The following is a 1219-nucleotide window of genomic DNA, read 5'->3' as shown; positions in this document are numbered from 1 at the left end:
TTCGCGCTGAACAAAAGATTCATGAACAACTTCTCCACTGTTTCGAATTGGGCTTACTGCAATTTCATGGACAATCGCGAATCTGTTCTCACTTGATTCTGCGGTTTTTCGTGCTTGATAATCAGATCGCATCCAGCCCTTGGTAGAATTAGGTTAGAAGCAATAAGACTCCGGAAACTGGAGTCTGGAACTGCCATCGCACAATTTAGACAAGAATTGCCGGGTTTTCATTCCGTGTACAGCAAAACCGACTGTGCTGATTTTTTTGGTGGCGCACCACCGTCTGACTTTGGTGCCATACCTTCCAGTGGGTCTTGGCTTCAGGCCATTGTGCTGACAGTATGTTTGATTCCCACTGTTTGATTTTCTGTATCTACCAGGAGCATAATGCTGCGTTTGTGAAGCACTGATGGTATTAAAGCCTCATAAATCATTCTCCTTGAGCGGAAATGGCAGCTCATCAGGCAATACGAAGCGGTCACAGAGTCCGATAGAGCTGCACTTTTAGGGTAGAAGTCATGAAGTTTATTAATCGCTGTGTTGTAACCCTGAAGCCCAGACAGCCTTTTATTGACTGGGCAAAAGGACTGGGGACAGAATTGCCGCAAGACTGGAGTCTGGAAGGTGGCTCCTACCTGCTGGATGAGCAGGAAACGGAGGAAGGTCTGGAAGCATCACTAGCCAACCATGCCCGGGACATGATGGAAAACGAACTGTCTGCCTTGGAAGAAGATCGGGGTCGCTGGCCCGAGCTGAGAGATCTCAGAGCCCTGAAAAGCTTGTTTGATGTTCATGTTTCAGTGGCGGGCTTCGATCTGGGTACCGATAGTCTTATGAGAGCTGACTTGTCTGATCTCGAGGTGATCTAACAGCTTTTTGCCCATCATCAGGCTCCTTGAAACTGGCGTATTCCCTCGTTATGAAGCACTCCAAAAAACTTTCCCTCGGGATCATTATCATTCTGACTCTGGCCGTGATCGCTATCAACTATTTCGATATCGATAACAAACTCTACAATGAATACCTGTCTCATACGATTACCCGTGAACAGCGGGAGGATGCCATCGGGCTGAATGAATATGAGTTAGCGGCAGGACCTCTGAAACTTGCCGATGCAGGAGACCAGGTCTCCGGAGTGACGTGGTGTCCTGTCACCGATTCCCTTTATGTTGTATCCGGAGGAGGTTCTGCAATTAATGTGCTTGAGTACGACCGGAAT

At 47.8% G+C, this 1219-nt stretch carries 2 protein-coding genes; both read left to right on the top strand.

From position 1 onward, the window contains the following. The first annotated feature begins 518 nt into the window (after positions 1 to 518). A complete protein-coding gene (locus KDK17_RS03585) occupies positions 519 to 869 on the top strand; it encodes a hypothetical protein (RefSeq protein WP_257287359.1) in 351 nt (116 codons plus the stop codon). Between the two features lie 50 nt (positions 870 to 919). Next, positions 920 to 1219 (top strand): hypothetical protein (locus tag KDK17_RS03580; protein ID WP_257287358.1); only part of this gene is annotated, 300 nt, incomplete at its 3' end.

The organism is Endozoicomonas sp. SESOKO2 (genome assembly GCF_024606245.1).
Lineage (GTDB): Bacteria > Pseudomonadota > Gammaproteobacteria > Pseudomonadales > Endozoicomonadaceae > Endozoicomonas_A.
This window is presented reverse-complemented; position numbering and strand designations above follow the sequence as displayed.